This is a genomic window from Alteromonas antoniana, from assembly GCF_019249295.1.
In the GTDB taxonomy this organism is placed as follows: Bacteria; Pseudomonadota; Gammaproteobacteria; order Enterobacterales; family Alteromonadaceae; genus Alteromonas; species Alteromonas antoniana.
The window spans coordinates 39,502-66,327 of the sequence record NZ_JAESDH010000017.1; the positions used below are offsets into that span (position 1 = coordinate 39,502).

General features: G+C 49.2%; 22 protein-coding genes and 5 tRNA genes. 7 read left to right on the forward strand and 20 right to left on the reverse strand.

From position 1 onward, the window contains the following. Positions 1–8 precede the first annotated feature (8 nt). The 3 genes from ribF to JKP77_RS14560 form a co-directional block, all read right to left on the reverse strand. Positions 9–944 carry a bifunctional riboflavin kinase/FAD synthetase gene (gene ribF, locus JKP77_RS14550; RefSeq protein ID WP_218311892.1) on the reverse strand — a complete coding sequence of 312 codons (936 nt, stop codon included), beginning with the start codon at positions 942–944 and terminating at the stop codon, positions 9–11. 86 nt (positions 945–1,030) lie between these two features. Then, positions 1,031–2,590 carry a murein biosynthesis integral membrane protein MurJ gene (gene murJ, locus JKP77_RS14555; protein ID WP_218311893.1) on the reverse strand — a complete coding sequence of 520 codons (1,560 nt, stop codon included), beginning with the start codon at positions 2,588–2,590 and terminating at the stop codon, positions 1,031–1,033. A gap of 110 nt (positions 2,591–2,700) precedes the next feature. After that, the gene (locus JKP77_RS14560; protein ID WP_218311894.1) at positions 2,701–3,132 is read right to left on the reverse strand and encodes a CBS domain-containing protein; all 432 of its coding nucleotides are present in this window, start codon (positions 3,130–3,132) and stop codon (positions 2,701–2,703) included. Positions 3,133–3,341: 209 nt separating this feature from the next. Between JKP77_RS14560 and rpsT the strand changes: the two genes are divergently transcribed. The 3 genes from rpsT to olsF all read left to right on the forward strand — a co-directional run bounded on the left by rpsT (position 3,342) and on the right by olsF (position 6,648). Continuing rightward, on the forward strand, positions 3,342–3,605 hold the full coding sequence (rpsT, locus tag JKP77_RS14565; RefSeq protein ID WP_218311895.1) for a 30S ribosomal protein S20: 264 nt from the start codon (positions 3,342–3,344) through the stop codon (positions 3,603–3,605). A gap of 185 nt (positions 3,606–3,790) precedes the next feature. Continuing rightward, complete coding sequence (locus JKP77_RS14570; RefSeq protein ID WP_218311896.1) at positions 3,791–4,591, forward strand: UDP-2,3-diacylglucosamine diphosphatase; 801 nt, start codon at positions 3,791–3,793, stop codon at positions 4,589–4,591. A gap of 338 nt (positions 4,592–4,929) precedes the next feature. Continuing rightward, positions 4,930–6,648 carry a bifunctional ornithine lipid synthase OlsF gene (olsF, locus tag JKP77_RS14575; protein ID WP_218311897.1) on the forward strand — a complete coding sequence of 573 codons (1,719 nt, stop codon included), beginning with the start codon at positions 4,930–4,932 and terminating at the stop codon, positions 6,646–6,648. A 216-nt stretch (positions 6,649–6,864) separates the two neighbouring features. Here olsF and dapE read toward each other — a convergent pair whose 3' ends face one another. Further along, the gene (gene dapE / locus JKP77_RS14580) at positions 6,865–8,040 is read right to left on the reverse strand and encodes a succinyl-diaminopimelate desuccinylase (protein ID WP_218311898.1); all 1,176 of its coding nucleotides are present in this window, start codon (positions 8,038–8,040) and stop codon (positions 6,865–6,867) included. A gap of 91 nt (positions 8,041–8,131) precedes the next feature. Then, the gene (locus JKP77_RS14585; protein ID WP_218311899.1) at positions 8,132–8,431 is read right to left on the reverse strand and encodes a hypothetical protein; all 300 of its coding nucleotides are present in this window, start codon (positions 8,429–8,431) and stop codon (positions 8,132–8,134) included. A gap of 436 nt (positions 8,432–8,867) precedes the next feature. Between JKP77_RS14585 and JKP77_RS14590 the strand changes: the two genes are divergently transcribed. After that, positions 8,868–9,038 (forward strand): hypothetical protein, encoded by a 171-nt coding sequence (locus JKP77_RS14590; RefSeq protein ID WP_218311900.1) that lies wholly within the window; start codon positions 8,868–8,870, stop codon positions 9,036–9,038. Between the two features lie 103 nt (positions 9,039–9,141). Here the strand turns inward: JKP77_RS14590 and JKP77_RS14595 are convergent, their stop codons facing one another. The 11 genes from JKP77_RS14595 to JKP77_RS14645 form a co-directional block, all read right to left on the reverse strand. Next, complete coding sequence (locus tag JKP77_RS14595) at positions 9,142–11,034, reverse strand: SurA N-terminal domain-containing protein (protein WP_218311901.1); 1,893 nt, start codon at positions 11,032–11,034, stop codon at positions 9,142–9,144. Between the two features lie 221 nt (positions 11,035–11,255). Further along, positions 11,256–11,528 carry a nucleoid-associated protein HU-beta gene (hupB, locus tag JKP77_RS14600; protein WP_012518978.1) on the reverse strand — a complete coding sequence of 91 codons (273 nt, stop codon included), beginning with the start codon at positions 11,526–11,528 and terminating at the stop codon, positions 11,256–11,258. A gap of 309 nt (positions 11,529–11,837) precedes the next feature. Further along, positions 11,838–14,192 (reverse strand): endopeptidase La, encoded by a 2,355-nt coding sequence (gene lon, locus JKP77_RS14605; RefSeq protein WP_218311902.1) that lies wholly within the window; start codon positions 14,190–14,192, stop codon positions 11,838–11,840. 453 nt (positions 14,193–14,645) lie between these two features. Then, on the reverse strand, positions 14,646–15,920 hold the full coding sequence (clpX, locus tag JKP77_RS14610) for an ATP-dependent protease ATP-binding subunit ClpX (RefSeq protein ID WP_218311903.1): 1,275 nt from the start codon (positions 15,918–15,920) through the stop codon (positions 14,646–14,648). Between the two features lie 73 nt (positions 15,921–15,993). Beyond that, positions 15,994–16,623, reverse strand: coding sequence for an ATP-dependent Clp endopeptidase proteolytic subunit ClpP (gene clpP / locus JKP77_RS14615; RefSeq protein WP_218311904.1), 630 nt, complete (start codon positions 16,621–16,623; stop codon positions 15,994–15,996). Positions 16,624–16,721: 98 nt separating this feature from the next. Then, positions 16,722–18,026 carry a trigger factor gene (tig, locus tag JKP77_RS14620; protein WP_218311905.1) on the reverse strand — a complete coding sequence of 435 codons (1,305 nt, stop codon included), beginning with the start codon at positions 18,024–18,026 and terminating at the stop codon, positions 16,722–16,724. A gap of 424 nt (positions 18,027–18,450) precedes the next feature. Beyond that, positions 18,451–18,527: transfer RNA gene (locus JKP77_RS14625), tRNA-Pro, on the reverse strand. A 24-nt stretch (positions 18,528–18,551) separates the two neighbouring features. Further along, positions 18,552–18,636 (reverse strand) — tRNA-Leu (locus tag JKP77_RS14630). Positions 18,637–18,643: 7 nt separating this feature from the next. Further along, positions 18,644–18,719, reverse strand: a tRNA-His gene (locus JKP77_RS14635). A 108-nt stretch (positions 18,720–18,827) separates the two neighbouring features. Then, positions 18,828–18,904, reverse strand: a tRNA-Arg gene (locus JKP77_RS14640). A gap of 24 nt (positions 18,905–18,928) precedes the next feature. After that, positions 18,929–19,005, reverse strand: a tRNA-Pro gene (locus tag JKP77_RS14645). A 386-nt stretch (positions 19,006–19,391) separates the two neighbouring features. On the opposite strand from JKP77_RS14645, the gene folD reads away from it, so the two are divergent. Next, entirely contained in the window at positions 19,392–20,246 is an 855-nt protein-coding gene (folD, locus tag JKP77_RS14650) for a bifunctional methylenetetrahydrofolate dehydrogenase/methenyltetrahydrofolate cyclohydrolase FolD (RefSeq protein WP_218311906.1), read from the forward strand. Continuing rightward, positions 20,243–20,797 (forward strand): DUF1415 domain-containing protein, encoded by a 555-nt coding sequence (locus JKP77_RS14655; protein ID WP_218311907.1) that lies wholly within the window; start codon positions 20,243–20,245, stop codon positions 20,795–20,797. The genes folD and JKP77_RS14655 overlap by 4 nt, the downstream gene beginning before the upstream one ends. A gap of 155 nt (positions 20,798–20,952) precedes the next feature. On the opposite strand, the gene JKP77_RS14660 is transcribed toward JKP77_RS14655, so the two are convergent. From JKP77_RS14660 to JKP77_RS14675, 4 genes are read right to left on the reverse strand one after another with little or no spacing between them, the layout of a single operon-like run. Continuing rightward, a complete protein-coding gene (locus JKP77_RS14660) occupies positions 20,953–21,945 on the reverse strand; it encodes a DUF4340 domain-containing protein (RefSeq protein ID WP_218311908.1) in 993 nt (330 codons plus the stop codon). Further along, positions 21,942–23,789, reverse strand: coding sequence for a GldG family protein (locus tag JKP77_RS14665; protein ID WP_218311909.1), 1,848 nt, complete (start codon positions 23,787–23,789; stop codon positions 21,942–21,944). The genes JKP77_RS14660 and JKP77_RS14665 overlap by 4 nt, the downstream gene beginning before the upstream one ends. 2 nt (positions 23,790–23,791) lie before the next feature. After that, entirely contained in the window at positions 23,792–24,526 is a 735-nt protein-coding gene (locus JKP77_RS14670) for an ABC transporter permease subunit (RefSeq protein ID WP_218311954.1), read from the reverse strand. Next, positions 24,526–25,452, reverse strand: coding sequence for an ABC transporter ATP-binding protein (locus JKP77_RS14675; RefSeq protein WP_218311910.1), 927 nt, complete (start codon positions 25,450–25,452; stop codon positions 24,526–24,528). Before JKP77_RS14675 ends, JKP77_RS14670 begins: the two co-directional genes overlap by 1 nt. A gap of 564 nt (positions 25,453–26,016) precedes the next feature. Here JKP77_RS14675 and tsaA point away from each other — a divergent pair. Continuing rightward, positions 26,017–26,736, forward strand: a complete 720-nt coding sequence (gene tsaA, locus JKP77_RS14680; protein ID WP_218311911.1) for a tRNA (N6-threonylcarbamoyladenosine(37)-N6)-methyltransferase TrmO — start codon at positions 26,017–26,019, stop codon at positions 26,734–26,736. Positions 26,737–26,826: the final 90 nt, after the last annotated feature.

A 26,826-nucleotide genomic window follows, 5' to 3' on the forward strand; every position in this document is an offset into this window, starting at 1 on the left:
CGAGCGTATCACAGCGACGTTCTGGCTTGTAAAAAAAGGCGCGCATCCTGTGCGTCTTTTTGAATCTGTTGTTTCAGTGCATCGAAGGAGTCGAACTTCACCTCGTTGCGTAATTTTTTCAGCGGGTACACATCAATCGACTGTCCGTAAATCGATTCGTCAAAATCAAACAGGTGCACCTCCAGCTGATTGCGTTCACCGTTAAGCGTAGGGCGAGTCCCCACGTTGGCGACGCCATCGTACATCTTGCCGCTTATCGAGACTTTTACGGCAAACACCCCATTTATTGGGGCCCGGCAGCGCTTTAGCAATACGTTTGCAGTGGGAAAACCGATAGTGCGCCCCTTTTTCTCACCGTGAACAACCCGTCCACGAATAGAAAATGGCCTGCCTAACATCTCTTCCGCACGCTCAAATAAACCGCTGTCCAACGCTTCTCTGATTGCCGTTGAGCTTATCCGGCAATCATCCATACGAAAACTTTGTGTGCTGACGACCTCAAAACCGTACTTTTTACCGGCCTCAACTAACATGGCAAAATCGCCCTGCCGTGCTTTGCCGAAGCGAAAATCGTCACCGACGACAAGAAATTTCACGCCGAGTCTGTCCACCAGCAAGTGGTGCACAAACTCATCGGCACTCTGACTGGCAAACTCGCGATTGAACTTCACTGCCAGCAGACGATCGATACCCTGCTCTTTCAGAAGCAGATATTTTTCCCGCAGCGGGCTCAGCCGGGCTGGCGCTATCTCAGGGGTGAAAACTTCTTCCGGCTGCGGCTCAAACACCATGACAGTGGCGGGTAACCCCAGTTCACGTGCCTTATCTTTCACATTGGCCAGTACCGCCTGATGGCCGTTGTGCACCCCATCGAATTTACCGATAGTCAGTACGCAACCGCTATGTTGTGGCCGGATGTTCTGCAGGCCGCGGATAAATTCCACTGTGTAATACTGCCTCTGATCTGAAATTACGTAAAATGACAAAGCCCGCGATTATAAACGACACGGACAGGAATACCAATGCTCTGTTAGCCGCCGACAGCACGGAAATGTCGTGGCCTTGCTCCCAGTATCAGCAATACCACTGCAAAGACGCCAGCGGCGAGCAAAATGGTGATTGCCACGTTCAGGATCTGGGTAGACAAATCGAGGGCGTAAAACGCGTCGCCCTTATCGCGATACAGGATAAGCGCCGCCATTGCGATACAGGCAACCAAGACACGCATTACAAATAGCACCGTATCGCGGCTAACGCTGAACACGCCTTGTTTATGTAGCGTGATATACAGCAGTACCGCATTCATCGTGGCCGACATACTGGTAGCGATGGCCAGACCAATGTAGCCGTAAGGTATCGCCAGCACCACATTAAACACCATATTGGCAACCATGCACCAAATTCCGAATTTGACCGGTGTCTTGGTATCCTGGCGGGAGTAGAAACCGGGCGCGAGTACCTTTACCAACATGAAGCTGATAAGGCCAAAAGAATAAGCCGTCAGCGAATACGAGGCCATTCTGGCCGTTTCTGCAGTAAAGGCACCACGCTGGAAGATCACGGTCAGAATGGGTTCTGCCATCGTACCGAGGCCAACCGCAGCGGGGATCCCCAGCACGCACACCATGCGCACGGCCCAGTCCATATTGCCGGAAAATGCCGCCGGATTTTTTGCCACATGATTGCGCGATAAAGTAGGCAAAATGACCGTGGCGATTGCAATACCAAACAGCCCCAGCGGGAATTCAAGTAATCTGTCGGAATAGTACAGCCAGCTGATAGAGCCGGTCATCAGGAAGCTGGCGATGAAGGTATCGAAGAGCAGATTGATCTGGCCAACCGACACGCCGAACAGCGCCGGAATCATCAGGGTTCTGACTTTCACCACGTCAGGATCATGCCAGCCCCACTTTGGCTTAACCAACAAGCCGGCACGGAACAAAAACGGCAACTGAAATAACAGCTGTACGATACCGCCCACAAATACGCCCCAGGCCAGCGCATACGCGGGCTGTTCAATATTCGGCGCCATCCAGACGGCAAACGCAATAATGCAGACGTTTAGCAGTACCGGCGTAAAAGCGGCCACCGCAAATTTGTTCAGCGTGTTAAGAATAGCGCCAGCGAGTCCGGTGAGGGAAATAAACGCCAGATAAGGAAAGGTGATTTTCAGCATAGTCGAGGCCAGCTCAAACTTCTGGCCATCTGGTTCGCCCTCCCACCAGGCGACAAACCAACCGGTTCCAAACAACGCCGCCAGCACCGGGGAGGCAATGACGCCAATAAGTGAGACCACAAACACAATGGCCCCGAGCGTGCCGGATACTTTCGCGACAAATTCCCGCAACTGGCGCTTGTCGTCCTGCTGATGGACTTCCGTCAACACCGGTATAAACGCTTGTGCAAACGCGCCTTCTGCGAACAGCCGGCGCAAGAAGTTAGGAATTTTATTGGCAAAGAAAAACACGTCCGCCGCAGCCCCGTCTCCCATGAGACGAGCAACTACAACATCCCGTGCCAGGCCAAGCACACGTGAAACCAGCGTCATCAGACTGACTACCAGCCCCGATTTAATTAACTTCCCTGACACACAAGCCCTTATTCATACACTGACCCGGCCGCGTCAGCGCACCGTAAATCATTTAAGAGGAGGAATATCGCCAGAGCTTGTGTCGCTACCTCCCGGAATACGTTATCCGGTCAGTGTTCAAGTTGCTCCAGCAATGAGACTGATAATTTAACAAAATCTGAGGAAGTCACAATCCCTGAAAGCTTTCCATCTTCGCCGATAACAGGCAGACAGCCATGCTTATTTTTCAGGAAAAAAGGGGCAACCTCTTTAACTGGGTCTGTCGGAGATACCGTATCAAAGTCTACGACGGCCACCTCCATGATACTCGTTTGCTCTTCATGCGTACTGATGTTTTGCGCACCATAAAGATTCATCAGACTAATGACTTTTGCTATCATACTACGCTGCGTCACGATCCCCACAAGTTTACCACTGTCAGAATCGACTACCGGCAGATGTCTGATCCCCTGGTTACGTGTGGTATCATGGGCAGTGCGTAACGTGTCGTGCGGTGTCAGAGTGATGACCGATGATGTCATAATATCAGCGATAGTGATCATGGTTTGCTCCTTTGCTGGTGTCGTCTCAAACGGTGGCATGTCCAACAGGATAGACCAAATCACACACCTAAAACGTTGATGTCACGCAAACAATCTTTTCGTAACAGAGAAAATTGTGGTTGTCATGCAAAACTGTTTGACAAATGTTCGGTGACTCGGCATACTCCGCACCCTCGTTTTTGACATGAATTTATTTTGGGAGTTACACCTTGGCTAACATTAAGTCTGCTAAGAAACGTGCAATTCAAGCCGAAAAGCGTCGTCAGCATAATGCCAGCCGTCGCTCCATGACTCGTACAAGCATCAAAAAAGTAGTAGCGGCTATCGCTAATGGCGACAAAGAAGGCGCGCAAGCTGCATTCGCTTCTGCTGCTCCGATTCTTGACAGAATGGCAACCAAAGGTTTGATTCACAAGAATAAAGCTGCTCGTCATAAGAGCCGCCTGTCTGCGCAAATCAAAGCGCTGGGCTAAGCTTTTTCAAGCAGTTAAAAAAGCACCTCCGGGTGCTTTTTTTGTGCCTGAAAAACGCGCTTAGCTGCATCCTGGTGTCATTAGTTCGTCAAGCAACCTTCATGTAATCGTCAAGCGAGCGTCACTGAACTGTCAACTAGCCTGCCTATAGTGACCTTCCAAAGTCATTACTTTGGAACGCCGCTATGCAACGCACCTTCTATCGCTCACTCTGGTTATCCGACATTCATCTCGGCAATAAAGACTGTAAAGCTGACTACCTTCTTCACTTTCTACATCGAATTGACGTCGACACGCTCTACCTCGTAGGCGACATTGTCGACATGTGGGAAATGAGCAGACAGTTTCGCTGGCCTGCCTCACACAACAAGGTCATGCATAAACTGATGCAAATGAGCCAGCAAGGTACCCGTGTTGTTTATTTGCCTGGAAACCATGATGCGCCTATTCAATCGTATTCAGGAATGGCGTTTGGTGATATCGAAATAGAACGTGAACTTGTACACACCACCGCTCAGGGAAAGAAGTATCTGGTACTGCATGGCGATCAGTTCGATGCTGATGTCACCTTAGGGAAGTTTCACGCCTGGATTGGCGATAAGGCCTACGACCTGCTGTTGTTTCTGAACCGCTGGTTTAACCGCTTTCGCCAGTGGCGAAAACGGGAGTACTGGTCACTGGCAGGTTATATCAAAAAGCATATCAAAGGCGCTAACGAGGCCATTGCGCGTTATCGCACTGCCTGCTGCGACAAGGCCCGTGACATGCAATTAGACGGTGTCATCTGCGGGCATATTCATCACCCTGAGAGCCTTGTGGAAAACGGCATTCACTATGTTAACGATGGTGACTGGATAGAGAATTGCAGCGCACTGGCCGAAGATGCTGAAGGTAACCTGTCGCTTATTTACTGGCTTAAAACGGCTAACCAGACCTCTAATGTCTCTGCCATCAAGCCGGACAGCTCGACATCAAAGGCGGCCTGATGCTCAGGATAGAATCGATCACGTAAATGGTCGCTATGGCTTGTAGCCGGGAGGGCGGCCTACACACTTTTTCACCACAGGCAACAGCCTGCGTTTCATTGCTGTCGGAGAATCCGGGCAAGCCGGGGAAGATGCGAACACGTGTATGCTTGCTCAGGCATACAGCCAGGTAACAAATTGAGGCGGCCTTTTACAGGCCTGACGGGTTCATATAAAAAACCTAACGACGAGTGAGTACCTGGCTGTAAGCATGAATGTACGTGTCAAATAAGTGAAAAGAAAGTGCGCAAAAAACGTCACATTAGGCTGCTATTGTTCGCCAAAAACGGGGAAAGATCATGTTTACTGTAGATGACGTTCTGACAAAGCATTACCCTCAGGTGGTAGATAAGCCATGGCTGTTCAAGCCCCTGTCCTATTTGCTCAGCCATTTGCTGCATGAGCGTGAAATCATCGAGTTCGGTGAAACCTACCCTCACTATCACGACATCGATTTTGTTGAGCAGGTACTTGAGTATTTTAATATCAGCTACTCTACCCGGGATGTGGAAAAAGAACGTATCCCCAGCGAGGGTCGTGTAGTCATTATTGCTAACCACCCGATAGGCTCTCTGGATGCACTGGCCCTCATCAAGTTAGTCAGTGAGGTCAGACACGATCTCAAAGTCGTTGCCAATCAGATGCTGATGGCCATCGAACCACTGCATGACATGCTGCTACCGGTAAACAATATGCAGGGTGGCACGCCAAAACAGCACCTCTCAGCCATTCAGACGCATCTTAGTGGTGAGGGTGCTGTGTTGATATTCCCTGCAGGCGAAGTCTCCCGCCTGCGCCCTCAGGGCGTGCGTGATACACGCTGGCACAGCGGTTTTTTGCGAATAGCCAGACAAGCGAAAGCACCTATCCTGCCAGTATACATTGATGCCAAGAACTCCCCGCTGTTTTATGGGGTCTCGATGGTCTATAAACCATTAGCAACGGCGTTACTGGTAAAAGAGATGTTTAAACAGCGTCGCAAGCATCTGCCGATGCGTATTGGTGAAGTGATCCCGTATGAAAGCTATCAGACACTTACGATCCCCCTGAAAGATCAGGTTAAGCTGTTTAAGCGCCATCTGTATCGCATCGGTGGAAATAAAAAAGGCATTTTCGATACTCAGGCCTCGATTGCGTTACCGGAGGATCGAAAAGAACTGGCTCGCGCCATCAGACAGTGCGAACACCTCGGGGAGACCGGAGACGGGAAATCGATATACCTTTACCAGCATACGCATTGTTCGCCAATCATGCGTGAAATTGGCAGGCTGCGTGAAGTGGCGTTTCGCGCCGTTGGTGAAGGCACAAACAAGCGCCGGGATATCGACCAGTACGACTCGCATTATTTCCATCTGGTATTGTGGGACGATAACGACCTTGAAATCGCCGGCGCCTATCGTTTCGCCGATGCAGAATTACTCAGCCAGCCTGATCATCCCACTGGCCTTTACTCTGCCACGCTGTTCAATTATGACGGCGATAATCAAAACCTTTTCGCCGAAGGTCTGGAGCTTGGTCGCAGCTTCGTGCAACCGCGGTACTGGGGCAAGCGCAGTCTCGATTACCTATGGTTTGGGATCGGCGCGTTTTTAAGCCGCTATCCAAAATATCGCTATCTGTTTGGCGCTGTCAGCTTAAGCAATGCCTATCCTCAGCCAGCCAAAGATCTGCTGGTACAATTCTACCGCACCCATTTTCCTCCCCGGTTTGGTCAGGCTACCTCTAAGCTACCCTATCAGGTGAGCGCCGACGCGTTGCACACCTTCAGCGGAGAAAACTACAAAAAAGAGTTCAGTGAACTGAAACACCTGCTGGCAAATATGGGCGTTAATGTGCCTACCCTTTACAAGCAATATTCAGAGATCTGTGAAAAAGAGGGGGTCGCGTTTCTGGATTTTAATGTGGATCCTGACTTTGCTGACTGTATTGACGGGTTAGTCGTAGTCGACCTTAACTCCCTGACGGAAAAGAAACGCAAGCGATACTTATCACAAGCCCCCCTGCAGGCCACCGCCTGATAGTTGTATTTCGCAGCCTTGCATTATAACTCATAGTGCACGGCTGCTTTTTACTTCCTGTGCGTACATTACCCGCTAACAGTTGCAGGCGCTTACGGTGCAGCCGGAAAATCAGGAACAAGCCCGAGCCAGTAGCAAAGACTTTGGCTTATCAGAGAGAATAAGGGCGCAGCATGAATATGCATCGCCACATAGTGGACATCGAGCGCAACGCAATTAGCGATGCCGCCTCAACTGAAGCAGAATATCCGTGTAGACGTCTTCTAATGTCACAAGATCAGACAGGTGAATATGCTCATTTACCTGATGTATGGTGTTGTTAGGCACCCCCAGCTCGACGACCTGAGTGCGCTCACTGGCATAAAATCGCCCGTCGGATGTCCCTCCGGAAGTGCTAATCGCCGGGAAGCGGCCGGTAGCCCGCTTAATGGCGCTTTCACAGTAGCGCATCAGGCATTGTTCTGAGCGGGGCTGGCTCATATACGCACGGCAAGGTCTGGACCAGCGCACTTTTGCGGTATCATCCGCGCCGTTAATCAGCGCGTGTAACAGCTCACACAGGCTATGCTGAGTAAAGTCGTTATCATACCGCACATTAAATTCGATACGCGCGGCTCCAGGCACCAGGTTGTCGGTAAACGTGCCGCTATTGAGATGCGTTATCTGCAGGCTGGTACCAGGAAAGTCGGCACTGCCCGCTTTCCAGGGATACCCTGTCAGCGCCTCAATGATCTTACTGGCCCGATGAATTGCGTTATCGCAGCTGTGTGGGTATGCCACGTGTCCCTGTTTTCCGGTTACTGTAATAGTCCCGGATAACGAACCACGGCGTCCGACCTTCATGGTATCGCCGGTACGCACAGATCCGGTCGGCTCACCGACGATGCACATGTCCAGAGACACGCCCGCATCATCCAGCCACTGCTTGATCCACTGCGAGCCGTACTCCGCCTCACCTTCTTCGTCACTGGTAATGAGCCACCAGTAACTGACATCATCACGGTTTAACGACGGTATGGCGCGCTCGGTTGCAGCCAGCATCGCAGCGATTCCGGTTTTCATATCAGCAGCACCGCGTCCATAGAGAATACTGTTGTTAACTACCGGGGAAAACGGCGCGGAATTCCACTTATCCAGTGGACCAGGAGGAACAACGTCGGTATGTCCACTAAAAGCAAAATTAACCGGACCCTGCCCCCAACGTGCTATCAGGTTAGAGACCCCGTTGATCACATGCTGCTGACAGTGAAAACCAAGCTTTGAAAGGCGGTGAATAAGAAATGTCTGGCAACCCGCGTCATTGGGAGTCACCGACTCCCTCGCCATCAGTATTTCAGCGAAGCGCAGGCTGCTGGTTTCGCTGTGAGAAGAAGATAAAACATTCAGTGTCATTAACTAACTCAGAAGCAAAATTACGTTCAATCTGTATTAAACGCACCTTCTGTGACACTGAAATAACAGAAGCAATACAGATTAATGACAGTTAAAAATCATCAGTTACATCCAGAATTTCATGTGTCGCGGCAACCACTCTGACGAACTTATCTTCCAGTTGGATGGTCATTAACCCCAATTCGGGATCGCGATAGACAACTTCAGATGCCTCGAATAAGGTTCTGTCTAACGTGCTACCCACTTTAAGCTGTTGCTGCCAGCCTGCGGGCAGACTGAGTTGCTTGGCTCGTTGCTCTGCCTGTAACTGTACCGGACTATGACTTCTGTCAGCGGCCATGACACCAGAACTGACCAACGCTGAAAGCACTAACGCTGCAAAAAAACGCATAACAAATTTCTCCGGAAGATGAACTCTACATAACACGATGTAACCGCATAAAACACGCGGAGATACGCCGAAAACAAGCAATAACTATTCCCACCTTAGAATGGCTGACTTTTACTATTATTTTTCAATAAGATATAAATATTAAAAGAAAAATTCGCAGAAACTGTTAGTTTACAGTAAGTGAAAATGTTGCTGTTAAGGGACAGGGCACCTATAAGATGTTCACGGTGAATCAATGTCATTACTGTCACTGGCAGTAGCGATATCTTGTTGCGGGATGCATCAGCAAGGGTGAAGTTTCAGTAAACCGCTTTGAAGCGATCAGATATCATGGCATCGTGGTATAAAATAATACTGAGTGAATATGCAAACTTTCAAAGTTGCGACATTTTACTTAATCTGTTTCATTATTTCGGCGCCATTGAGGAGTATGTAGATGCTGAAAATTATCGTGCTGATACCACTGGTGTTAAGCCTGCTCTGGTTTGGCTACCTTAAATCTAACGGCTATTCACTGGGCCAGGGAAAACAGGGTTTCACCTATATTCTGGTGATATCTCTGGTTATCGCAGGTTTCTACACGTTAATGCTCTATCTCACACATTAATTATCGCAAGTAATTACAAGCCATCGGTCCATTTTGCCAATCCGCTGCAATAACGCACACAAAAAAGCCGGCATAACGCCGGCTCTTTAACATACTTCAAGAATTACAGGTTCGGATTAATCGTAACTTCCGCCTGTTCACGAAGTGCATCGATATAAGTCTGATACATACTCTGACTGTACATCTGCGCAAGTTGCTGTTGCAATTGCGTACGTTGTTCATCAGCCAGCGCTTCGCCACTGTTCACAGCCAGCAGCTGAACAATGCCAACATCGCCGGACGCCAGTGACGTCACTTCGGTGTTGCTACCTGATTCCGGAGACAAGCGGAACAGCGCATCTGCCATACCACGTGGGAGTTGTCCCCCATTGCGGGTAACGCCGTCATGGCTTTCCCAGGCAAGATCGTACTCATCGAGCATTGCGGTTACATCATTGCCTTCATTGAGTGATGCCACAACGTCTTGCGCCCAGCTTTGTGCGCGCTGCTGGGCTTTCTCAGCCTGAACGGTTGCCACAATGCCTTCTTTGACCTCTTCCAGCGCTTGTGTGCGCTGAGGTTGGTGCTCACGAACGCGCATTACGGCAACGGTGTTCTCACTTAATTCAACGATATCGCTGTTTACGCGATCTTCGATGAGTTCAGCAGAGAATGCAACATCGATGGCATTTGCCGAATCCAGTGGGACCGGCGCTGTGTTACGAGAATAAAACCCGGTTTCCTGAATCGTTCCGTTTACCGCTGCAGCGACATCGTCCAGAGAGTCAGGACGTTCAAATGCCACTTCTGCCATTGCAGTCTGCAGCTCGTAAAAACGCTCCATGGCTTTGTCTGAGGCTAGCCTGTCACGAATATCAGATTCTACTTCAGCAAGCGGTGTAACCTGCTCTGATTTAATATCTGTTAGCTTAATGATGTGGAAGCCAAATTCTGATTCAACCACGTCACTCACATCGCCCACATTTTGAAGCGCAAACGCTGCCTCATCAAAAGCAGGATCCATCATGTCCGGTGAGATGAAGTCAAGGTCGCCGCCATTTTCAGCAGAAAACGTATCATCGGAATAGGTTTCAGCAAGCTCAGCAAAATCTTCACCGCTGTTCACTTTCTCCAGAACCTCTTCCGCTTTTTGACGAGCGGCATCGGCATCATCACCCGCTTCAATCAGAATATGTGATACGCGGCGCTCTTCGTCCGTTCTGTATGCACCCATATTATTGTTGTAGTAGGTCTGAACTTCCTCATCAGAGACTTCAACATCTGCTTTGAGGTCTTCGGCATTAAGCAGAATATACGCAATATTCACGCGCTCATCAGTATCAAACGCCGTGATATTTTCATCGTAATAGGCCTGAATCTCTTCATCAGAAACAGTAATATCCGAGGCGAAAGCCTCTGCGCTAACCAGTACCGTTTTCGCATCGCGGGTCTGTTGCTGCAGGTCATAAGCGCGTTTCACTTCACCTGGCAACGCGAACTCGGAGCTATTTAGCGCCGCAGCAAGCTGTGATTGCGTCATCTGCGTGCGCATCATGCTCAAAAAGTCAGCGACCTGATAACCATTCTGCCCCAGGATCGCTTTGAAGCGCTCGTTATCAAACTTACCGTCAAACTGAAACTCAGGCATGGTGGCGACGGCTTCGCGAATTTGTTTATCACTGACGCGAAGACCCATCTCAGCCGCTTTTTGTTGGATGAGTTTTTCTGCGATAAGCCGATCCAACACATTACGGCGAAAATCCTGAAGGTAGCTCTCACTTGAGAACAAGGATGCAATGCCTTCACCGTATTGTGATTCCATTCTCTGGCGTTGGTTCTGGTAGGCGCGCTCAAGTTCCTGTGCACTTATTTCTTCGCCATTCACGGTCGCAGCTGCATTTGAACCTGACGATGTCAGATAGCTGCCTACACCTGCAAATACGAAACTAAGAACGATTAGACCGATTACGATCATCGCCCAAGGGCCTTGAGAACCTTCTCTGATTCTTTCTAGCATGATTAAATTTCAACTCCGTTGCTTACAACAATTGCCCCTGACGTTAAGTAACGTGCCAACTAATGTGGAGGCGGGCAAAATAAGCGGTGATTATAGCGTAATACCTAACCGAAACGCGAAACTTTTACGCGTTCTTGCGGCCGTTTTGATACCACAAATTTGCGTGCACAAATAAAAAAGGCGATGGACATGCCATCGCCTTTTCGAATTGTTTTTTGCGCTTAGTTACAAGCGTCTTTCAGAGCTTTACCTGCTTTGAAAGAAGGCACTTTCGCTGCAGAAATCTGAATAGTCTCACCAGTCTGTGGGTTACGGCCACTGCGAGCTGAACGCTCACGAACTGAGAAAGTACCGAAACCAACCAGTGCAACCTGATCGCCGTCTTTAAGTGCTGCTGTTACTGAGTCAGTGAATGCGTCAAGAGCGCGGCCAGCAGCTGCTTTAGAAATGTCTGCACCAGCAGCGATTTGGTCGATAAGTTGAGACTTGTTCACAATTATGATCCCCTTCGATTGTTATTATATGGTTGTCCAATACACTTGTTTGCTTGGACGTTATAACAAGCTTGATTATTAACATCAAGCAACATGTTACAAATAATTAACTTTTAATGAATCGCTGCAATCCCTTTAGTGACAAGGCTTCAAGCGAGTACTCAGTAAAGGTAACACAACTTCTGAGACTTGAAAGCCCTAATTTTAAAAAAATCGGCGTTTCGTTGTTTTTATGGTTAATTTTTGTACTATTTTATTAAAAAAGGCGCTACAGCCCTTGTAAATCACGTGCTGCAGCATTCCGATTGGTTATTTAGCGTCCACTACCTGAAACGATTCTACCGGTTCTTGCAAAGCGATATCCAGAACCTCATCAATCCATTTTACTGGGTGAATGTCTAAATCTTTTTTCACATTGTCTGGGATTTCTTCCAGATCACGTTCATTCTCTTTTGGTATCACTACGGTTTTAATGCCGCCACGGTGAGCCGCTAATAACTTTTCCTTAAGTCCACCAATGGCAAGAACCTCACCACGCAATGTGATTTCTCCTGTCATGGCCACTTCGCATTTCACCGGGTTTCCGGTTAGCGTCGAGACCAGCGCCGTACACATGGCGATACCCGCACTCGGACCGTCTTTTGGTGTGGCACCTTCTGGTACGTGAACATGAATATCACGTTTCTCATAGAAATCAGCGTTAATACGCAATTTGTCAGCTCGGCTTCTGACCACCGTCATGGCGGCTTTAATCGACTCCTGCATAACGTCACCGAGTGAACCCGTAGAGGTCATTTTGCCCTTGCCTGGTACGGCGGTGGTTTCAATGGTTAGCAAGTCGCCGCCAACCTGAGTCCATGCCAGACCGGTAACCTGACCAATCTGGTTGTCTTTATCGGCTTTTCCATAGTCGAAACGCTGCACGCCAAGAAAATCTTTCAGATTGTCCTGATTCACTACGACAGTATCTTTGCTTTTGCTTAGCAGGATATCTTTTACGGCTTTACGGCACACTTTCGATATTTCCCGCTCAAGATTACGCACCCCGGCTTCCCGCGTGTAATAACGGATAATGCCGATGATCGCAGATTCTGTAATGTCCAGTTCTTTCTTCTTAAGTCCGTTACGTTCCATCTGTTTGCTTATCAGATGGCGCGTCGCAATATTAAGCTTTTCATCCTCGGTGTAGCCCGAAAGACGAATCACTTCCATGCGGTCAAGCAGCGGCCCCGGAATATTCATGCTGTTAGACGTCGCCACGAACATAACGTCAGACAGGTCGTAGTCGACCTCCAGGTAATGATCACTGAAGCTGTTATTCTGTTCGGGGTCCAGCACTTCTAACAACGCCGAAGACGGATCGCCGCGCATATCTGCTGACATCTTGTCAATTTCGTCTAACAGGAACAGCGGGTTTTTCACGCCCACTTTCGCCATCTTCTGAATCAGCTTGCCCGGAAGTGAGCCAATGTAAGTGCGACGGTGACCGCGAATTTCCGCCTCATCCCGCACACCGCCCAGCGCCATGCGGACATACTTTCTTCCGGTAGCCTTGGCGATAGACTGACCCAGTGAGGTTTTACCTACCCCTGGCGGTCCCACAAGACACAGGATCGGGCCCTTAAGCTTCTTAACTCGCTGCTGCACCGCGAGATACTCAACGATGCGCTCTTTTACCTTCTCCAGACCATAATGATCGGCATCCAGAACCTGTTCGGCGCGGGACAAATCTTTTTTCACCGGGCTGCGCTTATTCCACGGCACATTCGTCAGCCATTCGATATAGCTGCGAACCACTGTTGCCTCTGCTGACATCGGCGACATCATTTTCAGCTTCTGCAGTTCGGCTTTCGCTTTGTCCTCAGCCTCTTTCGGCATTTTGGCGTCTTCAATCTTTTTACTCAGCGCTTCAAATTCATCAGGCGCATCGTCCAGCTCACCGAGTTCTTTCTGAATCGCTTTCATTTGCTCATTCAGGTAATACTCACGCTGGCTTTTTTCCATCTGCTTTTTCACGCGGGTACGAATTTTCTTCTCTACCTGCAACAGATCGATTTCACCTTCCATCAGTGCCATGAGATATTCCAGACGTTCATTAACGCCTTTCATTTCAAGCACTTTTTGTTTTTCGGTGAGTTTCAGTGGCATGTGGGCAGCCATGGTGTCGGCAAGACGCGCTGCATCTTCAATACCATTAAGCGACGTGAGTACTTCCGGCGGAATTTTCTTGTTCAGCTTTACGTATCCCTCAAACTGAGAAACCGCAGAGCGGATCAACACTTCCTGCTCGCTTTCAGAAAGCGTTTCATCTTCTACCCGGCTGACTGTCGCAGTAAAATACGGTTCAGACTGTGTATAGTCACCAATTTCACCACGAACATTCCCCTCAACAAGCACTTTCACTGTGCCGTCAGGTAACTTTAACAGTTGCAGAATGGTCGCTATGGTCCCCACGCTGTAAATATCATCCGACTCCGGCTCATCAACACCGGCATCCTTTTGCGCAACCAGGAATATTTGTTTGTCGTTTTCCATCGCCGCTTCCAGGCAACGAATAGACTTTTCTCGTCCTACAAACAAAGGTATGACCATGTGCGGGTACACTACCACGTCCCGTAACGCGAGTACGGGAATTTCAATGCGATTATCGCGCTCGTCTGTCATACGTGCTCTCTATCTCTTTTAGCAATGTCGATTTATATGGGGATGCGATGACAAAGTTCAATCCGGTTTTTGATTCAGAGGGTCTTTGGGTGATGCCGCAATCCTTTCTTTCACCATTATCGATTTTACGCGGAATGGCAACCCTTTCTTATATCGGTGTTACGCATAAATGGGGATGCCCCGCTATTACGACGTAATTTGTACAGAATACATGCAAATCGGTTCGGTATGAGTGGCAGCTCCCCTTACTCTGCACCCCGGCAATACCTTTTCAAAACCGCTTTTTCCTGCTGTTACTTTTAGCTATTCACGATGACAAAGCACTGCGGCACTGTGGCCGGACACCTGCAAATTTGTAGGCATTACGTTTTTGCAAAATCTCTTATGGCGGTGATGCTACAAACTTCGCGGATCGTAAAAAGCGGGCACAAAAAAAGGCCCGCAGGCCTTTTTCTATTCGGATGCGGCTTTCTTATCCGCATTGTCGTATATCAGGATGGGTTTTGACTCCCCTCTGATAACGGTTTCATCAATGACGACCTTACTGACATTATCCATGGACGGTAAGTCATACATAGTATCTAACAATACAGCCTCAACGATTGACCGTAAGCCACGTGCTCCGGTTTTACGATGCATTGCCTTTTTCGCTATGGCGTAAAGGGCATCTTCACGGAACTCAAGCTCGGTATCTTCCAGCGCGAACAACGCGCCATACTGCTTGGTAATGGCGTTTTTAGGCTCACGAAGGATTTGGATCAGGGCTTCTTCACTCAGCTCTTCTAAGCTGGTCACAACGGGAAGACGACCGATGAACTCAGGGATAAGCCCGTATTTCACCAAATCTTCCGGCTCTACCTGCTTGAACAGCTCACTGACCTTTTTATCGTCTTCTTTGGATTTCACTTTTGCACCAAAGCCGATACCCGAGCCAGTCTGCGCTCGCTGCTGAATTACCTTATCCAGGCCAGCGAATGCCCCACCACAGATAAACAGGATCTTAGAGGTATCAACCTGCAAAAACTCCTGCTGCGGATGCTTACGGCCACCTTGCGGCGGAACCGATGCGACAGTGCCTTCGATTAACTTCAACAGGGCTTGCTGAACGCCTTCTCCAGACACATCCCGGGTAATCGACGGGTTATCTGACTTGCGTGAAATTTTGTCGATTTCATCAATGTAAACAATGCCGCGCTGGGCCTTCTCTACATCGTAATCGCATTTCTGTAGCAGCTTCTGAATGATGTTTTCAACATCTTCACCCACGTAACCGGCTTCGGTCAGTGTCGTTGCATCCGCCATGGTGAAAGGAACATCCAGCAGGCGCGCCAGCGTTTCCGCCAGCAGTGTTTTACCACTACCTGTAGGGCCAATAAGTAGAATGTTACTTTTGCCCAACTCAACGCCATCATGAACATCGCCATTGCGAAGACGTTTATAGTGATTGTATACCGCTACCGACAACACCTTTTTCGCGTGCTCCTGACCGATAACATAATCGTTCAGGTGCCCGTGGATCTCGTGAGGTTTAGGAAGTGCGTCCTGCTTTTGCTTAGGCGCAATCTCTTTAATCTCTTCACGAATGATGTCGTTACACAGCTCAACGCACTCATCACAAATGAATACCGATGGTCCTGCAATTAGCTTTCTTACTTCGTGTTGGCTTTTGCCACAAAACGAGCAGTACAGTAATTTGTTGTCACCGTCACCGTTCTGTTTATCACTCATTACGTTTGCCTCTGCCTTGCCTGAACTGAAAACGAGAAGTGTGAAATCACACGTTCAGGATACTATAACTATACTACTTCGTAGTGGCTGCGTCAGATCGATTTGTTAGAACCTGATCAATAATGCCGTATTCTTTCGCTTCAGTCGCAGATAAAAAGTTATCACGGTCCGTATCCCGTGCAACGGTCTCATAGTCCTGACCGGTGTGCTGCGCCATCAGTCGGTTCAGCTTCTCTTTAATAGACAGGATCTCTTTAGCGTGAATTTCAAAATCAGACGCCTGTCCCTGGAAACCACCTAATGGCTGGTGAATCATTACGCGCGAGTTCGGCAGGCAGTAACGCTTGCCTTTCGCGCCACCAGACAACAGGAATGCGCCCATGCTGGCTGCTTGCCCGACACACACGGTACTTACATCAGGTTTAATGAAATTCATGGTGTCATAAATCGCCATGCCAGCTGTCACTGAACCACCTGGCGAGTTGATGTACAGGAAGATGTCCTTTTCAGGGTTCTCCGCTTCCAAAAACAGCATTTGGGCTACAATAAGGTTAGCCATGTGGTCTTCCACCTGTCCAACCAGAAAGATCACGTTCTCTTTTAAAAGACGTGAGTAGATGTCATAAGAACGCTCACCTTTGGAAGTTTGCTCAACAACCATGGGAACAAGTGCATTCATCGGATCAAACGGGGTATTAGTCATAGCTACCTTGAATTCTTAGCGTTAAAAACAAAAATGCTCGGAAGGCTCCGAGCATTTAAGCAGTTGCTGACAGGTTAAGTCAATCAGACAGTAAAAAATTACGCCTGTTTGTTCATAACCTCATCAAAACCTTTGTTGACTTCTTTAACCTTAGCCTGGTCAAGAACCCACTCAATTGCTTGCTCTTCCAGGGCAACATTTTGCATTTGCTGCATCAGTTCCTGGTTGTTTTTGTAGTACTCAATCACTTCTTGCGGATCTTCGTACGCAGACGCCTGCGTCTCGATCATGTCATTGACCTTAGCTTCATCCGCTTTCAACTCGTTCTGCTTGATGATTTCACCCAGCAACAAGCCAATAGAAACGCGACGTTTTGCATTGTCAGTGAAAAGCTCTGCAGGCAGTTCAGGCATATTCTGGCCACCGCCTTGCTGGCTGAAGCGCTGTTTGGCCTGTTCGCGAAGTGCATTCACTTCCTGATCGATTAGCGCTTGAGGAATATCTACCTCGTTAGCATCGATCAGCTTCGCAATCACATCTTCTTTGACCTGCGTTTTCAGTGTTTGATCCAGCTCACGCTGCATGTTCTTACGAACTTCAGCTTTAAGCGCATCTACGCCACCTTCTTCCACGCCGAACAGCTTCGCGAACTCATCATCAACTTTAGGCAGTTGCTGACCTTCCACTTTTTTCACTGTTACCTGGAATACCGCATCTTTCCCTTTCAGGGCTTCTGCGTGGTAATCTTCTGGGAAAGTCACTTCCACAGTTACTTCTTCGCCTGCTTTCGCACCAACGATTGGCTTTTCAAAACCGTCAATCATGCGGCCTTTGCCAAGCTCCAGCGTAAAGTCTTCTGCTTTACCGCCTTCAAACTCTTCACCGTCAATAGAACCAACGAAATCGATAACTACGCGGTCGTCTTTCTTGGCTTTGCGTTTCACTTCTTTCCACGTTGCGTGTTGCTTCTGCAGCGTTTCCATCATTGAATCAAGATCTTCGTCTTTGATATCAACTACCGGCTTTTCAATTTCCAGGTCGCTTACGCCCTTCACTTCTACTTCCGGATACACTTCAAAAGAGGCAACAAATTCGAAATCCTGACCATCTTCATCTTTGGTCAGTTCGAATTTAGGCATACCTGCAGGCTGCAGTTTTTCCTGTACCACCGCCTGATAGAAGTTTTGCTGCATCACATCGCCAGCAATCTCCTGACGTACAGCCTGGCCGTAGCGCTTTTTGATTACGCTTACCGGAACCTTGCCTGGACGGAAACCGTTGATACGCTGTGTTTTCGCCAGTTGTTGTAGGCGAGATTTAACGGCTGAATCTACCGAGTCAGCTGGAACGGTGATAGTAAGACGGCGTTCTAAACCCTGGGTCGTCTCGACTGAAACTTGCATTGTATTACCTCAACTTTGCGCCTTTACAGACGCTTTGTTCGCATTCCCCTCTCCCGCCTGCCAGTACGGCATATCACACCGGGGTAGAGGTCGATATCTCACGTTTACAACCGTTGGTCTCACCACTGTTTTGGCACCGGAAGCGCCAACGGCCTAACGCATTGGTTAAAAAAAGACGCGGTAGTATACAGCCAGCAAATTGCAGAGTCGAGGGCTAAAGCACACCTTTGGGGCTTTACTGGCGTTTTTATGAGCGTTTCCGGAACGAAACAGAGAAAATCAGGAAAAGATCTCGTTAAATCGCGCTCAACAAGCCATTTCGTGACGTCGTGAAAAAACTTCTGCTGATTACTGCGACCCGTGGCTTCGCCGCCATGGGGTCTTGGCTTTCTTCGAATATTTCTGGGATGACTTTCTAGAAAAGTGGTCGGTGAGACAGGATTTGAACCTGCGACCCCTTGGACCCAAACCAAGTGCGCTACCAAGCTGCGCCACTCACCGAACGATAGGGATATACATTGTATATGGTGCGGAAGGAGAGACTTGAACTCTCACGCCGTGAAGCACTGGAACCTAAATCCAGCGTGTCTACCAATTCCACCACTTCCGCGAAAAAGTGGGGTGGACGATGGGATTTGAACCCACGACAACCGGAATCACAATCCGGGGCTCTACCAACTGAGCTACGCCCACCATAGAGGTGCTGCAAGTCGTAATTAACTTCCGGTAAAGTATACCATCTGTTTTTTACGTTGACGATTCTTTCCATTAAGTCAGGTTGATTGCCCACCTGACCGCCAATGGCGCGCCCGGCAGGATTCGAACCTGCGACCCACGGCTTAGAAGGCCGTTGCTCTATCCAGCTGAGCTACGGGCGCCCGACGAATCATCGCTTGCAAAAGTGGTCGGTGAGACAGGATTTGAACCTGCGACCCCTTGGACCCAAACCAAGTGCGCTACCAAGCTGCGCCACTCACCGACTGTGTAGAGGTTGTGAACTTCACTACCGCTACGGGGGGCGCATATTACCGACTACCCCTGACCTCGTCAAACACTTTTTTCGACAAAATGCACAACCGCTCACAAAGCGCCCAATACTGTCTTTTTTTGTTCAAATTGAGCATAAGACCATCACTTTTACGGCACATATCTTCAAATAGAGAAAACGCTGTCGCTCACGTACCCAATGCAAATTCTGAAGTGCTGTTTGAACAATTAAGAAAGTTCGCTTTTTCTGTCATCTCAAAACTTAAGTAATACGTTGTCGATAAAAACCACACTTCAAAGCTCACTTTGCGCTGGTAGCCACATCCGCTTTTATGAAACAATATAGCGCCGTTTAAAAGACCGTGGATTTTACAAACTATGACTGCCCATTTGATCGATGGCAAAAAAATTGCCAAACAAGTCCGTCAGGATGTCGCCTCTTATGTATCCTCTTTGATTGAAGCGAAGAAAAGACAGCCCGGGCTGGCAGTTGTGTTAGTGGGTAGCGATGCCGCATCGCAGGTTTATGTCTCCAATAAACGCAAAGCCTGTGAAGAAGTGGGCTTTGTTTCAAAGTCGTTTGATTTGCCGGCGGATACCTCTGAAGAGGAACTACTCTCACTGGTTGATGAATTAAATACTGATGCCACAATCGACGGCATTCTGGTACAGCTCCCCTTACCTGCCGGCCTGAATGCCGAGAAAGTGCTGGAACGTATTCATCCGCATAAAGATGTCGATGGATTTCACCCTTACAATATTGGCCGGTTAGCGCAGCGCATACCGGCACTCAGGCCCTGTACGCCCAAAGGCATCATGACGATGATTGAAGCCACTAAGCGACCGGTTAAAGGCTTGGATGCAGTCATTGTTGGCGCGTCGAATATCGTCGGTCGTCCCATGGGGCTGGAATTGTTGCTGGCCGGCTGCACCGTTACCACATGCCACAAATTTACCAAGGATCTTCGCGCTCACGTAACCCGCGCTGATTTACTGGTCGTCGCAGTTGGGAAACCAAACTTTATTCCTGGCGACTGGATCAAGCCAGGTGCTATTGTGATCGATGTCGGTATTAACCGCGTGGCCGATGGCAGCCTGGTAGGCGATGTCGAGTTCGAAAAAGCCAAAGAACGGGCCGGATGGATCACACCGGTACCAGGGGGCGTTGGACCCATGACGGTAGCCAGCCTGATTGAAAATACCCTCGAAGCTTACGTAAAATTTCATTCGTGAAAGCCTTACAACAAATCGCCGCAACCAGACAATGGGTCGACGATGTCGTTATCGCCCATAATTTCTGTCCGTTTGCGCGATTTGTGCGACACCCTGAGAAAATTCGCTATTGCGTTGCCACCGGTGACGCCGGCGAATTACTGGAGTCGCTGTTTCAGGAATGCCAGTTGCTGGATGGTGATGACAGCATCGCTACAACACTTCTGATCCTCGATAACGAAGACGTGCAGTCTTTTGATGGCTTTCTGGATATTCTGTCGATGGCAGACAGGCTCATCGACGACTGGGGGTTCCGTGGTGTGTATCAACTCGCCAGTTTCCATCCTGACTATGTATTTGAAGGCGAGTCGCCAGACTCACCCACACACTTTACCAATCGCTCGCCGTACCCGGTACTTCATCTTATCCGTGAAGATGACATTGAGAGAGTTCTGGCGGATTTCGGCGATCCGGAAAAGATTTACCGCGATAATATCGATACCACAACGGAAAAAGGCGAAGCGCACTTCCAGACCCTACTGGCAGCCTGTAAACACGCCCAAAAAGAGTAACGTCTGTCTCGCCAAAGACAGAGCGGAAATACCAGAGCTTGTTCTGAAAGCCGGCGACAGCAGATATCAGTAATGTAAATAAGTCTGACGCATGCTTAGCCAGGCTTAATACGGATTGGTGTAACAGGTACCAGCGCTTATCGCCAACATCACATTCAGCCTTCAGGCTGCAGCAGCTGCTCACTGGTAATCTGAAACACGGACGCCTGATATTCGTTCAGAGTAAACACCCAGTCACTCACCCAGTGCGGGCTGTCTGGTGTACTAAACCAGATCTTGTGCAACCCTTCATCGTCCGCCTCAGTCATATAGGCAAAAATTTCACTGCCATCCCCCAGCGTAAAAACAATATCGCCTATCAGTACCTGCTGCTCCCACTGATGTTGTACATAAGGGGCCACATCAGTAAATTGCAGAGGCGTCATTTGCCCGATGGTCTGGGCAATAACACCGGGAAACGCCAAACTGCTGTCGCGTGGCTGTTGCTCCCATATCCAGGGCTCTGCAACATCTCCCTCACTGCGGGTTAGTGTCATTTCCGGTTGACGGTTAAATGCCACCACGACCTTCTCGATATCCTGATCGGAAAACGGCAATACCTCGTTTTCCAGCCAGTCAATGGAAGAACGCGGCAATGACAACGTGGTATCTATCAGGTAACTGACAGCACGACCTTGCTCACGCACGTACTGCCCCAGTCCGCTGCTGGCTGAATCACCCACAATTAAAGACCACTTCTGCTTGCCGGTCGCTAACTCAAGCAGCACACTCTGCGCATCGGGTACATCAAGGGCTTCCAGTCCCAGACGTGTGTAATTATCAGGGTTGGCAGTTTTCGGTTCAAGAACCTGCGCGTTCCGCAAGGCTCCCACCAGCTCTCCCAATGCCTGGCGGTCAACCGGAAAGCTTTGCATGGTATCCAGATGATTGGCCATCCACTCCCCATTTTGTTGAGACGCCTTAAAAATCACGCCCTGCGGGTTGCTGATTGTCACACTGTTTATTGCAGACGCCTGTTCAGAAAAGCCTTTCATCCATGCCTGTGACTGGATCTGACCCGACTCTTCATCTCGCTCCGAACCAAGCCAGTATGCGACTGAGCCTGATAGCGCCACCAATGTGGTCAATACCAGTACACGTATACTCATGAGGATGCCTCCTTCACTGCAGCAGGCGCACGCCGTTTACCAATCCAGAAGATAAGAAACAACAAAAATACCAGTGCCACAGGCGCGGCGGCGACATTGAGTAACTTCAGCCAGTTGCCTAACGCATCAATATCGCGTTCTAACTGGTAGCGAACATCTCTGAGTGCTTTTCGGATTGCGACACGCTGCTCAACGAACTCATCAATAGCGGTCTGCTGCTCATCCGTCATCACCAGTGCGCCCCCCTGAGCCTGTTGGGACTGCAGTTGTGCAAGCTGTGCTTCGGTCTGCTCTAGCTGGCTTTGTAAACGTTCTTCCTGCTCCCGGAATTTCGCTTCCGCTTTCATTTCAATGGCCTGTACCCGGGTGAACGGACGGGCAAAAGTTCCGCGACTGCGGACACTGATAAGGGCATCACTACCGGCCAGATTCTCGGTCGCGTTGGTAATGAAGTCGCCGTTATTCGCAAACGGCGTATACAGAGTTTGTCCGAAAAAGCTGCTCTGCTGCACCCAAAACTGATCTACCAACATATCAGCATCCGCCACGACCACGATATTAGCGCCGGCGGTGGACGCTTTAAACGTGCCCTCGCTGTCTGCCGGTGCCTGTGTATATGCTGAGGCCAGTTCACCGGTAAAACGCGCCGCCAGCGTGAACCTGTCACGTGCGTCCGGTTGCCCCATGAATAATGATGAGGGCTCTCGGTTAAGCGCATACTCCTGCGCATCAATCAACATAGCGTTGTCAGATGTCTGCATCAGCGCTTCCTGCTTTAGCGCACTGCTCTTATCCAGAATCAGCGCGCCGAAAGATGCCCCGTTGATCATTTCCAGATTTGCTGTGGTGACATCAGCGCGATCCAGGTTTTCAGCAGTAAGACCTAAGATCCCCGGATGCCTGACGATGCCCCCATCCTGACTTCGGATCTCTAGTCCCAGCTGTTCATCGAGAAGCACACCGCCTTCATCCAGTGAAATTCCCCACTTCTCCAGTAATGACATGTCTGACGGGTTAGCCTGCATAGCTCCCATCATCGCCATCTGGTCAGATTCAAAGTGTGGATCGACAAACGCCAGCAGGCGTCCCTGATTCATCACGAACTGGTCAATAGCAAAACTAAGTGGCTCGCTCAATGACGTGGCATGCGCCAACATGATTACGTCTGTATCCTGCGGTAACGACTCGGCTTCAGGATTCAGTAATTCCACATCGTAGAGTTGCGAAAGTTGCTCATAAAACACCATCGCCTGACTGTATTGCCCGGTCATTGGGTTTTGACCCCCCGTCACCGGAAGCGACGAGATAAGCGTAAGTTTCACGGGTTCAGGGTCGCTTAACTGATAGATAAGCTTACTGATGTCGTACTCCAGAAACTGCTCTTTCTGTGGATCGAAAAAGTTGATTGTGAACTGGTCATCCAGTGTATTGGTTCCCGCCAGTCCAAAATAGACCGCTTCCCCGATGCTGCCTATCGACGCGCCTGTCAGACCAAACTGCGACGCCTGATCTTCCGCCTCGGAAAACGGTTCGGGATCAATCACCTTCAGGCGTACCTTGCCGTTTGAGGCCTGTTCATACTCTTCCAGTAAACTCAGTACCCTATTGGCATAGTTTCTCAGGCTGGTCATGCCTTTTGATGCGGTATCGGAGTAGAAGAAATAGAGGGTAACGGGTTCATCTAACTCGCCGAGCACCGCTTTGCTGCCGTCAGACAATGAATACACCGCGTTCTCTGTGAGATCTGCACGGTATTTGCCTAACAGTTGGTTATTAAGTACCACCAGCGCGACAAACAGAAGTACCAACAAAGAAAGACTTAAAAATACTGACAACTTTCTCATGGTTAATCCGCCTTCTTCTGTTCGATAATCACCAGGCTAGCATAAAGCCAGACACCCATCGTAATGAGGAAATACCCCACGTCGTTGAGCGCAAGTACTCCCTTTGCCATCGATTCAAAATGGGTGAGAAAACTGAATGAGGCCACAGTATCGATAACGGCGTTGTCGGCCCAGTGCTGAAACGCGTCCAGCACGATGCCGGAGCCGCTGACCACAAACAAAAAACACACGACAATGGCCAGAATAAAAGCAACCACCTGATTTTTTGTCATAGCAGACATACACATGCTGATAGCCAGAAACGCCCCGGCCATTAACCAGCTGCCAACATAAGCGGCAATAATAATTCCATTGTCCGGCGCACCAAGATAACTCACCGTCAGCCACAGCGGGAATGTTAACGCAAGCGCCAGAGCCAGCACGCCCCAGGCAGCGAAAAACTTGCCCATTACCGCTTCGCCGACGCTCACCGGCAGTGTCATTAACAGCTCGATGCTGCCGGATTTACGTTCTTCCGCCCAGGTACGCATAGCAATTGCCGGCACCAGAAACAGGTAAAGCCACGGATGAAAGTTGAAAAACGGCAGTAAGTCAGCCTGACCACGCTCAAACAGATTGCCGATGAAAAAAGTAAAAATACTGCTTAACATTAGAAAAATGGCGATAAACACATAAGCCACCGGGGTGGCAAAAAAGCTGCTGAATTCACGTTTGGTTATTATCCAGATATTTCTCATCACACCGACTCCTTTGATGCTGTGATTTCTCTGAAAACATCATCCAGTCTTCCCTGGTCAACATGTAAGTCTTCTACCGGCAGCCGGCGTAACTGAATATGTTCCGCCACCTGCGGCAGGATGTGTGCACCAGGCTCAGGGAACAGCGTAACGCGGCCGGTTTTGCGATCCACTTCCATATCATCAACGCCATCAAGCTCAGCTAACCCGGATATGTCCGCCGCGTAACTCATCGTCAGACTCACTGACTGATAAAAGCGAGATTTCTGCTGTAGCGCGAGTGGCGTATCATCAAATTTCAGTGCGCCGTCAGCAATGATCATTACCCGGTTGCATACCGCCGCGACTTCTTCAAGAATATGTGTGGAGATAATAACAATTTTGTCTTCGCTAAGGCCCTGGATAAGCTTTCTGACCTGATGCTTTTGATTAGGATCCAACCCGTCCGTTGGCTCGTCCAGGATCAGAATTTTCGGGTCGTGAATAATCGCCTGGGCCAGGCCCACTCGCCGCTTGAATCCTTTTGATAAGTTATCGATTGGCCTGTCGAGCACAGCCTGTAACTCTAGCTGCGCGACAACTTCAGCAATTCTCTCGTGTTTTCGTTTTCCTTTCAGTTCGCGTATTTGCGCAATGAAAAGCAAAAACTGATACACCGTCATATCACCGTAAGCCGGGGCGCCTTCTGGCAGATATCCTATGATTTTCTGCACTGACTTACTGTGCTTGCTGATATCAGCGTCATTAATATGAATAGTGCCTTCTGATGCGGGTAAAAAGCCCGTCAACATTTTCATCGTTGTCGACTTGCCCGCTCCGTTTGGCCCTAAAAAGCCGACGATATCTCCGGCTTTTATATCGAAGGACAGGCCATCTACGGCTTTGAACTTATCAAAGTACCGTGAAAGATTTTTAACAGCGATCATAGTGTTCCTATTACGATCATCAATAATAGCGAATGCGGGAATTCAGGGATTATTCCTTTGTCTCTCCGCGAGAATTCTGTTTACGCAGTGCAGAGTGGATAGCTGCCCGCAACATAAAACAAACTGTTCGTTGTAAGCGGTATCTGTGCTTTATACATTCACGACATACTGAAGCCTGGCGAAAAACTTTCTGGCCGTAGTCTTGCCACTAAAAAGCCTGTTTGAACCGAAAGCAGCAAAGCTACCCATGACTTCACAAAAATGACACACGCACTCACAACGCTGGTGATGTGGATATAGTGACACATGGATGAATTTCAATCATCAGGAGATCGTCTTTCTGCGACGTTTTTCTGCAACCGCTTCAGCCCGCCTCACAAAATATGTGGTATGCGCAAAAAAGAAAAAAGCCCGCAAAAATAAGCGGGCCGAAATGGGTTAATCCAGGGAACCATCAAGGCACACGGAGAGGCCTGGGATGGACAAGTAAAAAACTTGTACGGGTAAGTTACGTGAGAAATGTGAGACAATTATTACAACGATACACTTACATTTTGATTCAGGATGAACAGCACAAGTTTTACGGTCAGTGCCATAGGGCATATCTCCACGCCGTTCAGGCAGAAGTTTGCCATTCCAAGACAGTCTTCTCTGGCCCGGGCGAAAGGCGTTATTACCCTGACGCCGGAATTTACCAGCGACGCTGTGTTTAAAGGTCTGGATGGGTTTTCACACCTCTGGCTGCTGTTTATGTTCCATGAAACTCTGCCCAGAGGATGGAAGCCAGCAGTAAAAGCGCCGCGATTGGGGGGAAACGATACCCTTGGCGTTTTTGCTACCCGCAGCACCCACCGACCGAATGGTATTGGCATGTCACTGGTGGAAAACTGTGGCTGGGATCAACAGCAGGGCCAACTGCGATTGCATGTCGCCGGGGTCGACCTGCTAGACCAGACCCCCATTATTGATATAAAACCCTACCTCAATTATGCAGACAGCCGCGACAACGCCAACGACCCTCTGGCATCCTACGTGCCGATACCAGACCGTGACGTTACGTTTTGCAAAAGCACCATCCCGGCGTTGAAAGAAGCACTAACCCGATACCCGGACTTTGAGTCTCTTACCAAAAACATCCTTTCTCAGGATCCCCGCCCTGCCTATCGCCAGCACCATGATAATGATGATAAAACGTATAAAGTTATGCTCTATACTTACGATATCAGCTGGCAGGTACGTGACGGCACGGTAGAGGTGACGGCACTGGTATCAATCGCTGATTAGCGCTCCTTCAAGTCGTCGGCCACGCCGGATCTTGGCCAGTCGGTATAGCGAAATCATGAGGCTGAAACGTTATCGCTTTGTGCTATGGCA

Bases quoted from the DNA above. Each gene is read 5' to 3' on its own strand.
- folD (WP_218311906.1), top strand. From the start codon at position 19,392: ATGACTGCCCATTTGATCGATGGCAAAAAAATTGCCAAACAAGTCCGT.
- JKP77_RS14670 (WP_218311954.1), bottom strand. From the start codon at position 24,526: ATGAGAAATATCTGGATAATAACCAAACGTGAATTCAGCAGCTTTTTT.
- JKP77_RS14665 (WP_218311909.1), bottom strand. From the start codon at position 23,789: ATGAGAAAGTTGTCAGTATTTTTAAGTCTTTCTTTGTTGGTACTTCTG.
- JKP77_RS14560 (WP_218311894.1), bottom strand. From the start codon at position 3,132: ATGATCACTATCGCTGATATTATGACATCATCGGTCATCACTCTGACA.
- lon (WP_218311902.1), bottom strand. From the start codon at position 14,192: ATGACAGACGAGCGCGATAATCGCATTGAAATTCCCGTACTCGCGTTA.
- tsaA (WP_218311911.1), top strand. From the start codon at position 26,017: ATGAACAGCACAAGTTTTACGGTCAGTGCCATAGGGCATATCTCCACG.
- clpP (WP_218311904.1), bottom strand. From the start codon at position 16,623: ATGACTAATACCCCGTTTGATCCGATGAATGCACTTGTTCCCATGGTT.
- JKP77_RS14675 (WP_218311910.1), bottom strand. From the start codon at position 25,452: ATGATCGCTGTTAAAAATCTTTCACGGTACTTTGATAAGTTCAAAGCC.
- JKP77_RS14595 (WP_218311901.1), bottom strand. From the start codon at position 11,034: ATGCTAGAAAGAATCAGAGAAGGTTCTCAAGGCCCTTGGGCGATGATC.
- JKP77_RS14660 (WP_218311908.1), bottom strand. From the start codon at position 21,945: ATGAGTATACGTGTACTGGTATTGACCACATTGGTGGCGCTATCAGGC.
- JKP77_RS14585 (WP_218311899.1), bottom strand. From the start codon at position 8,431: ATGCGTTTTTTTGCAGCGTTAGTGCTTTCAGCGTTGGTCAGTTCTGGT.
- olsF (WP_218311897.1), top strand. From the start codon at position 4,930: ATGTTTACTGTAGATGACGTTCTGACAAAGCATTACCCTCAGGTGGTA.
- clpX (WP_218311903.1), bottom strand. From the start codon at position 15,920: ATGAGTGATAAACAGAACGGTGACGGTGACAACAAATTACTGTACTGC.
- dapE (WP_218311898.1), bottom strand. From the start codon at position 8,040: ATGACACTGAATGTTTTATCTTCTTCTCACAGCGAAACCAGCAGCCTG.
- tig (WP_218311905.1), bottom strand. From the start codon at position 18,026: ATGCAAGTTTCAGTCGAGACGACCCAGGGTTTAGAACGCCGTCTTACT.
- JKP77_RS14590 (WP_218311900.1), top strand. From the start codon at position 8,868: ATGCTGAAAATTATCGTGCTGATACCACTGGTGTTAAGCCTGCTCTGG.
- JKP77_RS14570 (WP_218311896.1), top strand. From the start codon at position 3,791: ATGCAACGCACCTTCTATCGCTCACTCTGGTTATCCGACATTCATCTC.